The sequence below is a fragment of the Microbulbifer sp. 2205BS26-8 genome (assembly GCF_030731025.1).
Lineage (GTDB): Bacteria > Pseudomonadota > Gammaproteobacteria > Pseudomonadales > Cellvibrionaceae > Microbulbifer > Microbulbifer spongiae.
Genome location: NZ_JAVAMR010000028.1, coordinates 39,907 through 50,560, shown reverse-complemented (window position 1 = coordinate 50,560; position 10,654 = coordinate 39,907). Strand labels below are relative to the sequence as shown.

General features: G+C 51.5%; 9 protein-coding genes. 1 reads left to right on the top strand and 8 read right to left on the bottom strand.

Going from position 1 to position 10,654, the window contains the following annotated elements; translation table 11 throughout:
- Positions 1 to 262: 262 nt before the first annotated feature.
- Positions 263 to 1,165 carry a bile acid:sodium symporter family protein gene (locus tag Q5Y71_RS10880; protein ID WP_306042186.1) on the top strand — a complete coding sequence of 301 codons (903 nt, stop codon included), beginning with the start codon at positions 263 to 265 and terminating at the stop codon, positions 1,163 to 1,165.
- 250 nt (positions 1,166 to 1,415) lie between these two features.
- On the opposite strand, the gene xthA is transcribed toward Q5Y71_RS10880, so the two are convergent.
- The 8 genes from xthA to Q5Y71_RS10840 form a co-directional block, all read right to left on the bottom strand.
- Positions 1,416 to 2,231 (bottom strand): exodeoxyribonuclease III, encoded by an 816-nt coding sequence (gene xthA, locus Q5Y71_RS10875; protein ID WP_306042185.1) that lies wholly within the window; start codon positions 2,229 to 2,231, stop codon positions 1,416 to 1,418.
- Positions 2,232 to 2,303: 72 nt separating this feature from the next.
- Complete coding sequence (locus Q5Y71_RS10870) at positions 2,304 to 4,403, bottom strand: carboxy terminal-processing peptidase (protein ID WP_306042184.1); 2,100 nt, start codon at positions 4,401 to 4,403, stop codon at positions 2,304 to 2,306.
- Between the two features lie 895 nt (positions 4,404 to 5,298).
- Positions 5,299 to 5,682, bottom strand: coding sequence for a hypothetical protein (locus Q5Y71_RS10865; protein WP_306042183.1), 384 nt, complete (start codon positions 5,680 to 5,682; stop codon positions 5,299 to 5,301).
- Between the two features lie 49 nt (positions 5,683 to 5,731).
- Positions 5,732 to 6,061, bottom strand: a complete 330-nt coding sequence (locus Q5Y71_RS10860; protein ID WP_306042182.1) for a M43 family zinc metalloprotease — start codon at positions 6,059 to 6,061, stop codon at positions 5,732 to 5,734.
- Entirely contained in the window at positions 6,036 to 6,716 is a 681-nt protein-coding gene (locus Q5Y71_RS10855) for a hypothetical protein (protein ID WP_306042181.1), read from the bottom strand. Before Q5Y71_RS10855 ends, Q5Y71_RS10860 begins: the two co-directional genes overlap by 26 nt.
- 532 nt (positions 6,717 to 7,248) lie before the next feature.
- Complete coding sequence (gene asnS, locus Q5Y71_RS10850; RefSeq protein ID WP_301413791.1) at positions 7,249 to 8,655, bottom strand: asparagine--tRNA ligase; 1,407 nt, start codon at positions 8,653 to 8,655, stop codon at positions 7,249 to 7,251.
- Between the two features lie 154 nt (positions 8,656 to 8,809).
- Positions 8,810 to 9,286: a murein L,D-transpeptidase family protein gene (locus Q5Y71_RS10845; protein WP_306042180.1), complete on the bottom strand. Its 477-nt coding sequence runs from the start codon at positions 9,284 to 9,286 to the stop codon at positions 8,810 to 8,812.
- 19 nt (positions 9,287 to 9,305) lie between these two features.
- The gene (locus Q5Y71_RS10840) at positions 9,306 to 10,445 is read right to left on the bottom strand and encodes a sterol desaturase family protein (protein ID WP_306042179.1); all 1,140 of its coding nucleotides are present in this window, start codon (positions 10,443 to 10,445) and stop codon (positions 9,306 to 9,308) included.
- Between the last annotated feature and the right edge of the window lie 209 nt (positions 10,446 to 10,654).

The following is a 10,654-nucleotide window of genomic DNA, read 5'->3' as shown; positions in this document are numbered from 1 at the left end:
TTTTAACTTTTGTGGAAATGGAGGCGTGCTCACCACTATGGTCTGTCTCTGTATTGAAACTTGCCAATCAGTGTCCTGATGAAACCTGGGTATACTACGGCCACGCCTTCTTGCTGATCTCAGCCTGCAGCTAGCGCTATTATTTTTGGAGGAAGGTATCCATCGGTGTAAGGCCAGTGCCTGCAGACTCTGCCTAAAGGGCTTATTGACGCATCATGGAACCAACCTATTTCATCACTCATTACGGTATCAGGAGATAAATGTGGAATCAGGACCCATGATCTCGATTGGCTTACCCATTGCACTGTTCATTATTATGGTTGGTATAGGGATGACCCTGACGGTCAGGGATTTCCACCATGTCGCTGTCAGGCCCAGGGGCTTACTACTTGGTACCATCATACAGATTATATTATTGCCATTTGTGGCCTTCACCCTTTGCTGGGCGCTCAGTCTACCCGCTGAGATCGCAGTGGGCCTGGTGATTATAGCGGCATGTCCGGGGGGGACGACCTCTAATCTGTTTACACTGCTCGCACGTGGCAATGTTGCGTTGTCCATCGTTCTGACAGTATCTGCGAGTTTGATCACCATCCTGAGTCTGCCTTTTTTTACCAATTACGCTTTGCGTACCTATTTTGGTGCTGAGCAGGAAATTGTTCTGCCCTTTGTCAGGACAGTGGTCATGCTATCGGTTATTGTTTTGTTGCCTGTGGTACTCGGCATGCTGGTGCGGGCCTGGAACCCGCCTCTTGCCAGTCGCGCCGAGAGTATTGTCAGTATTTTTGGTGCACTGGTATTGTTGATTCTGGTAGTGCAGCTGGTGTGGGGAATGCGTGAGCGCATTGGCGAACTCATGTCGCAGGCGGGGCCCTCGGTTATCCTGCTGAACCTTTCGGGGATATTTTTGGGGCTGGTATTCAGTCGAATCGGTGGCCTTCCCCTGCGCGATGGCCTGGCGGTGGCGACAGAGCTGGGTATCAAAAATGGTACCATCGGCCTGATGGTAACCCTAACGCTTCTGCACTCCAGAGAAATGTCGATACCCTCTGCGGTATATGGGGTGGTGATGTTTCCAATGGGTATGCTGCTGGTACTATATGGTCGCAAAAAGGCTCGCGAGGTGAGAGAGGTGGGGGTTAAGGAAGTCGGAGAAGCTGGGTAAAGACCAGAATATTTTGTGAGAATCCTGGTGGACAGGATTCTCCGGTAACATATTGGCACGGTGCTTTTGAGCTGAGGGCCTAAAGTCTTGAGCGGGCTCAGATTCAGTGCAGCGGTCAGTAGGCGCACGGAGCGCAATTGCCCGGGCATTACGGGCATGTTGCGGGTCACCTCCGGGTTGGTTTCCGGGGAGTGTTCCTATGAAAAAGCGGAAGAAAGCCTGGGTCTAAACTCCGGCATTACGCTGGTGTTTAGAGCTTGAACTCTGCCCATACAGGGGCATGGTCCGAGGGCCTCTCCATTGCGCGAATATCATAGTCAATGCCAGTGCCAATACAGTTTTTCATCATGGAATTGCTAGCCAGAATCAAGTCGATACGCAGGCCCCGCTTGGGGTCGCGGTCGAACCCGCGGCTGCGGTAGTCAAACCAGCTGAAAACATTATCGGTTTGTGGATTTTTTGCACGGAAGGTATCTACCAAACCCCAGTTCTGGATTCTCTGCAACCATTCGCGCTCCTCTGGCAGAAAGCTGCATTTACCGTCGCGCAGCCAGCGTTTGCGGTTGGATTCGCCAATACCGATATCCAAATCTGTGGGGGAAATATTCATATCACCGATCACCAATACCGGCGCTTGCGGTATGCAGGTGGTCTGCAGGTACGTTTGCAGATCTGCATAGTACTTCTGTTTAGCCGGAAACTTGAGTGGGTGGTTACGGTTCTCTCCCTGAGGAAAATAGCCATTGATCACAGTGAGCGGTTCCGGGCCACCGATATCGAATTTACCCATCACCAGGCGGCGTTGGGCATTGGGCGCATCTTTGGGAAAGCCATAGTCCCGATCGATAAACGGCAGGCGCGAGAGCAGGGCAACGCCGTAGTGAGTCTTTTGGCCATAGTAGATCACTTCATAACCCAAATCCCGGATCGCGTCCACCGGAAACTCCTCGTCGGTAACCTTGGTTTCCTGTAAGCCAATAATGTCTGGCTGATGGCTGTCTACCAGTGCCTGCATCTGGTGCAGGCGTGTGCGAATACTGTTGACGTTAAAGGATACGGCTTTCATTGTTTTCCCCCAATAAAAAGGCCGGGCTTGCCCGGCCTGGAGTTGGTTCGTTCTCCCAGAACCCGTCAGACTTTAGAAATTGGCGACTTGAGGCGGGGCCTTGCTGGCTTTATCAGACAGTCCGATAAAGTCCGCCATTATATAGCCGGCTTCGTTCAAAACGGGGTCTTTTTCCAGCTTGATTTCAACTGGACCACCAATAGCGGCCACTTCCTCAGATTCACTCTCTTCATAGGCTTCGAAATCCTTGTAGGGTTCTAGGCCTTTGGCACTGCGGCGACGGTTTTCCATAGACAGCAGACGCTGGTTCACCGCCTCTCTTTCATGCTCGCGCATGACTTCGTTGAGGGAGATGTATTTTTTATCACTGCGTTCGCTTTCGAACTTGAATTGGTCGCGCAGAAAAATAAAGTCCGGGTCCGACTCAGTGCGTTTATTGTGTTTGCTGATCAAGCTGGGAATCAGGCTTTTGAGGTTCAAATATTTTGCATGGGGGACGGCGTGGATGCGATCCCAGGGCAGGGCGGTATCATAGGCACTTTCTCCCACACTTTCAGCATTAATCATTTGCGGCATGAGGATATCCGGTTTTACGCCGGCATGCTGGGTGCTGTCACCGGACACGCGGTAGAATTTGGACTGGGTGATTTTCAGCTGGCCTTCCTTGAGGGGAGCCATGGTTTGCACGGTACCCTTGCCGAAAGACTGGTTGCCCACTACCAATCCGCGGTTATAGTCCTGGATGGCACCGGCAAAGATCTCCGATGCGGAGGCCGAGAGGCGGTTGATCAGTACCAATAGCGGTCCGCGATACATGGCCCGCGAACGGGAGCGGTTGTGCCGTGAAATCTGTTCATTGGCGTGACGGATCTGCACCACCGGGCCCTGATCGATAAACAAATCGGTGAGCATGGTGGCCTCCTGCAGGGAGCCACCACCATTATTGCGCAGGTCCAGGATAATGCCGTCAACATTTTCCTCTTTTAATTCTGTCAGCAACTTGGCCACATCGCGGGTAGTACTTTTGTAATTGGGATCGCGGCGGCGATAGGCGTCGAAATCGATATAGAAAGTGGGCAAGTTAATCACGCCGACTTTGTAATTCTTTTTGCCATCGGAGAATTCAAATACCGCCTTCTTGGCTGCCTGATCCTCCAGTTTTACCTTACTGCGCTTGATCAAGATGGTCTTGTGGGTGCCATCACCACCGGTGGGGATGGTTTCAAGCCGCACATAGGTGCCGGCCTTGCCACGGATGAGGTCAACCACATCGTCGAGACGCCAACCGACCACGTCCACCATCTCTCCCTCCTTGTCCTGGCCGACACCCACGATTTTGTCGTTGGGCTTGATCTTGCCAGTGCGATCAGCGGGCCCGCCGGCTACCAGGCGGGCTACCTTGGTGTACTCTTCGTCTGCCTGCAAAACCGCACCGATTCCCTCCAGGGAGAGGGACATGCTCATATTGAAGTTTTCCAGGGAGCGCGGGGAAAGGTAGTTGCTGTGTGGGTCGTAGAGACGTGTCAGTGAATTCATGTAGAGTTCAAATACATCATCGCTGTTTTGCTGTTGCAGACGTTTTTGCTGGCCTTTGTAGCGGCGTACCAGCAGGTCACGAATTTCTTCGTCAGTTTTACCCGTGAGCCGCAGGCTCAGCACACTACTCTTGAGCCGTTTGCGCCACAAGTCATCGGCAGCACTGGCGGATTCAGGCCATTTACTTTCTTCGCGGTCCAGCTCCAGAGACTCATTGCGGTCAAAGTTAAAGGGGGGGAGGCTCTTGTCCAGTTGTGAGAGGATTTTATCGAGGCGGGTGCTCATACGCAGACGAAAACGGTTGTAGATCTCAAAGCCCGCTTTTACATCGCCGGCACGCAGCTGGTCATCCATCCTGTTTTGCCATGCACGAAACTCATTGATATCAGAGGCCAAAAAGTAGCTTTTGGTAGGATCCAGTGCGTCGATGTATTCGTTCCACAGGCTCTCTGACATTTTGTCGCCAACCTTGATCTTGTTGTAGTGCAGCATTTCCAATTTGCTGACGATTTCCCTGGCTGTACCGCCCTGGCCCTTTTCTGGCGCAAGGTGCTCAATATCCCCTAGAGCGGTTGTGGAAAGCGGGCCAATTACTAAGAAGCTGAAAAAGAGTGCGGCGGTCCGATTGGTAAGCATAGAGAATCTCTTTATACGTCCTACTTCATAAGCAGCCAGCCTTTATGGCCCGGCGAACTATAGCTTAGGACAAGTATAAAGGTTGAAAGCTCCTAGGGGCATGAAACACCTCTAATCAGAGATGAATATTTCTTTGTTTTTACATATTGGGCATAATAAAGTTAATTTCAATGGAAAGTTAGGTTTTTTCTCCTAAAGGGTGAATGGTGGATATAATCAGTCACCGTAAATTTAAAGTGGAAAGAGTAGTTTTGACCATGTGGTCATTTTTCCTGATGACTGCTGTCGAAATAGTATACAGGCTTGAGAAGGGAAGATACTGCCCAAACCCCCTGGCTGTTTCCCAGGTGCCTGACAGTCCTCGGCAGGCGATCTTTCCAGTTGAAGTACGTACCGATTTTACCCCCCCCCACGCAATGGCAGAATTCAAACAGAAACCCTTGAGCGGTATAGGGGAGTTGTATCAACGCGCTGATTCTCCCTGGGCTTTTTTGGCCATGCTACATCGCGCGCCTGGAGCAGACCTAGTGTCCTGCTAAAAGCAACAGGGCAGTGGTGACTCCCAACGGCTTTGCGATGGTTGTTGAAGCGGCAGAAAAGCAACTTGGGTTTTGTAGCTGTCTGCCTGATCGATTACGCATCAGGTGTGACTCTGAAATAGCCGCTGCCCTGAACAACGGAAGAAAATCAGGTTTGCTCCCAACAGTGCTGTACTTGCACTCTTTTCACGGATTTTCTGATGGCGGCATCGGCTGTCGCTTTCGAAGCATTGCGCATTGAAGACAGACATTTTATTGAGAGTGCCACTTCAACTGCCGTTCACAGTGCCGGACAGCCTTTTGGCAGCCGGAATCTCGCCAGTATTCGTTGGCACTTTTTCAATGGGAGAGCGGAATTACTTGGGCGGCTGCCAGTTGATGACAGGCTCGGTGCTGGAATCTTCACAAAGCCAGATTACTGCGCGCAGCTGATTGCGCAGGGTTCCATCAGATTCATACAACTGGCGCCAATCGTTTTTGGTGAATGGGACACCGTGTAGACGCATCTGTGCCAATAAAGCCGCTTCAGTGGGATAATGCAATTGTAAGGATTCTTCTGTCTGGTAGTCGGTTGTCAGAGCGAGATTGAGTGTGCCGGTTTGGTGATTGAGGTATTTGATTTCCCCCATCCAGGCTGTGAGTTGGTTGTGATCACAGGTGATATAAGCCGGAATGGCCAGGCGCTGTTGTGCAGTCACAGGCAAAGCGAACAGCACCAGAAAAGCAAGAAAAGTCTTCATGGCAAAATGGAGAGTTTCGATCGGGAGGGGGGAGCCCCCTCCATTGTATTTAAAGGCCGCGATAGATATTGCTTAACTCGTCAGCGCGATTGGACTGCCCATTGGTAAATTCAAACATACAGGCATCATAGATATAGTCCATAAAATTGTGGATCGGGTCCAGGCCATCGGCATTTTTACCCTTTGTGCAGGAGTCACGGCCTACAGGGCAACCGTTTGCCGGCGATCTTTCCGCCGGTGTATCGGTGACGAAATCACCATCGCCATTACATCCTCCCTGGAATGTATGATACAGCCCGAGCCAGTGCCCCACCTCATGTACCAGAGTATCCCCTTCGTTAAATGGTGCGGAATCACCACCGGGCAATGAACCGGTCAATACTACCACGCCATCGCGAACGGGGCTGGAGGCATAGCTGCTGGGAAAGGTTGCCCAGCCCAGCAGGCCTCCGCCAATGTTTGCGGCATAAATGTTGAGGTCCCCTGCACCCCCCTACACGCAGAGCAGATTTCATGGCGGATTCCTCTGTGGAACCAGAGTTCAGGTTAAACCAACTGTCATTTGCTGTAGTGGTTGTGGAGACCAGATTGAATGTGAATGGAGTTTTTGCAAAAGCCGCATTCAGGATATTCATTTGGTTGTTGATGTCACCGTTTGAAACTGCACCGTTATTGCTGTTGTCGGTGATTACATGAAAATACACATCGACTGAAACAGAGCCTGCAGGACGGGGTATATAGCCGCTGCCACCATCACCACCACCCGGCTTGCCTCGCAGGTTGCTGAGGTGGCGCTCTTTCATCATGGCTTCCTCAGAACTTGGGTGCTTGGTGCCGCAGCGGAGAAAATTGGCATTATGGTTTGTATTGTCAAACGCTTCGCTGCTTTGTGCATCGACAGCCAGAGGTGTAGTGAGTGCACAAAACGCCAGCGCTTTGCCGAAGAAAAGGGTTCGACAAGAGAATTGCATAGGATGATCCTTATTTTTATTTATGGTTATTTTCTGCTTCGATGAAAGCCGGGGTAAGATCAATTTTCAGGGCCCGGATGTCAATACGGTTATTCTTCAGGAAAAAAATAATGTCGTGCATCTCATCTTTTCATCTCGTGCCAAATTTCCTTATCTGCCATTTTTATTTCTTGCATACAGGACTGTTCTTATGCAGGCGGTCACATTTAAAACATTGTTCTGTTGCGCCCTGCATGTTCAATATTCTATAAAAGGAAAAAGGATATTCGGCGGGAATAAAGTGTGTAGATTTTGTTGGTGCCTGGAAGCTAGATACGCACATCAGGTTAAAAATTAAGTCTTGGTCAGGCGCCCCAGAAAATTCACTTTATGAACAGGAATAAAATGACAACCACGTGTTACGGTGCATTCTTGTAAAAAGTAAATTTTTTTGTGGCAGCATTTTAATAAGAGAGAAGCCTTGCTCGAAAAACGTCTCTAGACCCTGCGCGTTGACAAAATAGTCAATACTGTTGTGTCAGTAAATGGCGGAATTGCTGACAGAAAAGTGAAACGCAGATATATAGTGAAAGCCCCGCAACACGGGGCTTTTCTCTCAGAAAGAAATATTTTTTGGTGTGCGTGGGAAAGGGATTACGTCCCGGATATTAGACATGCCTGTCAGGTAGGATACAAGGCGGTCAAAGCCCAGGCCAAAACCTGCATGGGGGACTGTGCCATACCGGCGCAGATCGCGATACCAGTCCAGGTGTGCACTGGGAATATTCATTTCATCCATGCGTTCGTCGAGTTTTTCCAGGCGCTCCTCGCGCTGTGCCCCGCCGATAATCTCACCGATTCCAGGAGCCAGTACATCCATGGCGGCCACTGTCCTGCCATCATCATTCATGCGCATATAAAAAGCTTTGATGTCTTTTGGATAGTTCATCACAATGACAGGCTTTTTGAAGTGCACTTCGGCGAGATAACGCTCGTGCTCGGAGGCAAGGTCGACTCCCCAGGATATCGGGAACTCGAATTTCTCCTTGCAGTTTTCCAGAATTTCAATGGCATCAGAGTAATTGATGCGGGCAAATGCCTTCTCAATGATATTTTCCAGGCGGCTGATGGCCTCTTTATCGATACGCTGGGTAAAGAACGCCATATCGTCTGCACGTTCGCTCAGAACGGCCTTGCAGACGTGCTTCAGTACCTGTTCAGCCAGGTCGGCAATATCGGCCAGGTCGGCAAAAGCCACTTCCGGTTCTACCATCCAGAACTCGGCAAGGTGACGGGTGGTGTTGGAATTTTCTGCGCGAAAGGTCGGGCCGAAAGTGTACACCTTGGATAGGGCCAGGCAGTAGGCCTCCGCATTCAGCTGGCCGGATACGGTGAGGAAGCTCTCTTCGCCAAAGAAGTCTTTGCTGAAATCAATCGCGCCTTGCTCGTTTCGCGGCAGATTTTCCATATCCAGGCTGCTCACCCGGAACAACTCACCGGCGCCCTCGCAATCAGAGGCGGTGAGGATCGGGGTATGTACATAGTTGAAACCGTTCTGGTGAAAGAACTGGTGAATCGCCTGGGCAATACAATGGCGCACCCGGGCCACGGCACCACTCACATTGGTGCGTGGACGCAGGTGGGCGTGTTCACGCAGGTGCTCCATGGTGTGGCGCTTGGGGGACATCGGGTAGGTATCCGGGTCCTCCACCCAGCCGACCACCTGCACCTCTGCGGCGAGCAGTTCAATAGACTGCCCCTTGCCCTCAGAAGGCTTGATGGTGCCAAGGATATCTACCGCGCAACCGGTAGTCAGTCGCTGTACTTCCGACTGGTAGTTGTGCAGGTGATTCTCGGCAACCACCTGGATCGGGTCAAAGCAGCTGCCATCGTGCACAGCGAGGAAGGAAAGGCCGGCTTTTGAGTCCCGGCGGGTTCTGATCCAGCCCTGCACGCGCACTTCTTCGCCCTCGCGACCGCTGGATTTCAACAGGTTATCTATGGGTTCGACTTTTACTGTCATTTTCAATCGGTGTCTCGTTAGTCCTATGGGTGGGGCATTGCCAGGTTGCCTAAAAATGAAGCAATCCACCTCGGGAAGGTTACGGCGGGCATATTGACCTGTTGCCATGGGGAAATCCAGCCCCAGGGCGCACCGGGTCGAGGCAGTCTGGCACCTACCAGCGAATCTCTATGGGGGTTCCAGTCTGCACCAGGGCCATGAAGTCATCCATTTCACTGTTGCTGAGGGCAATGCAGCCCTGGGTCCAGTTAAAGCGCTGTGTGAGTGGCGCGAACCAGCCCAGCCCGTTGCGCTGCCCGTGAACCATAATAAAGCCGCCCGGGGATACGCCCCGGACTTCGGCCTGGGCCCTGTCCCGGCTATTGGGGTAAGAGAGATGCATGGCGCGGTAATAAGCGGAATCTTCCTTTTTGTAATCCAGGATGTAGCGCCCTTCGGGTGTTTTCTGATCCCCTTCCTGCATCTTGTGCCCTTTCGGGGATGCTCCAAGGGCGATATGGTAGGTTTTCACCACCTTCTGACCATCCATCAACAGCATCTTGTTCTCCGATTTAATGACCTGCACCAGGGTGACCTCGGTCCTGGCGGGACAGGCAACAAGTAGCAGTAGAAAGGCTGCGATAGATCTCACCTTTCTGGCCTCCGATTTTTTAAAGTTTCTTGAGTAGGGCTGTAATGGGATAAAGCGTTTGGCCCAGGTAGCTCTGTGGGAATTTCCCGGTGGTTCCATATTTGGCCGGCCAGTGCTCCCTGGGAAAATGCATGGTATTGAATAGCCAATCGAACAGGATGGTATGGGCCGAATAATTGGTATCAATGGCAGGTTTTTCGGAGCTGTGGTGCCAGTGGTGGAATTGGGGGGTTACGAAAATGTACTTGAGGGGGCCGAATGGCAGGCCGACATTGCAGTGAATCAGCACAGCCTGAAGGGCGGCGAAAGCCACGTACAGGTTCAGTACCGTCTCACCCACACCCAAGAGGTACAAAGGTACCATCACCATGGCTCTTTCAGAAAAAGTTTGGATAAAGTGGCTGCGGGAGCCGGCCAACCAATCCATATTCTGAACAGAATGGTGTACTGCATGGACCGGCCACAGGTATTGAGTCTCGTGAAAGATCCTATGTTCCCAGTAGAGGACAAAATCTGCACAGAGAATTACCACGACCAATTGCAATGCTATGGGGACCGAACCGATCAATGCCTGCACCTCTGCACTTACCGCCCAATCGAAGTGGGTGACATGGTAGTTGGCGTAGATCAGGATGGCGGAGATTGCCAGGTGGTTGAAGCAGAAATAGAAAAGATCCAACCCCCATTCCTTGCGCAGGATTACCTGGTTTTCGTATTTGGGGAAGAGCTTTTCGAGGCTAACAAAAACGATTACCGAGCCGAGGAAAGCGAGAATCAGCCAGTCAACCCCCAGTGACAGCCGCTTAGCCTCAACGGGATCCACAGGAACCGTGTAGCCCCCTAAGAGGAAAGCGGTTGCAGTCAGGACTATGCCGGCAAGCCCCATGCGCCGATATTTCCTCAAATAAAAGGTGAGCGCGCCAAAGAAGAGGGAAAAGTACATGCCGTACTTCAGTATTTTCTGCAGGGACCCCGCATCGTAAACCTGGCGCAACTCGGTAGTGGTAAGGTGAGAGGGGAACAGATAGGCAAGTACCGCAAGTAAACTGAGTGCCCCGAGGAAAATGGAGGCGTAGCCGCTGATCTTGCCCTCGCCAATACGGAATTCTCTGTTTTTGTCAAGAGCGACCTGTCTCTTTTGATATTCGTAGCCTTCCATCTGTGGTTCCATTGTTCTCCGTATCTGGGTGAATATGGCACCCGGTAAAATATATGCCAGAGGTATAGGATCTTATCCGGCAGGTATGCCAGGATGAGGGGTTGTAACCAGGAGCGCCCTGCTGGCGGGTACCAGCAGCAGGAAAGAATCGCCATTTATGTGCCTGGCGTGGAGCAGGGCGCCTTGTCCGGTGTGGTGAAATAAGTGAA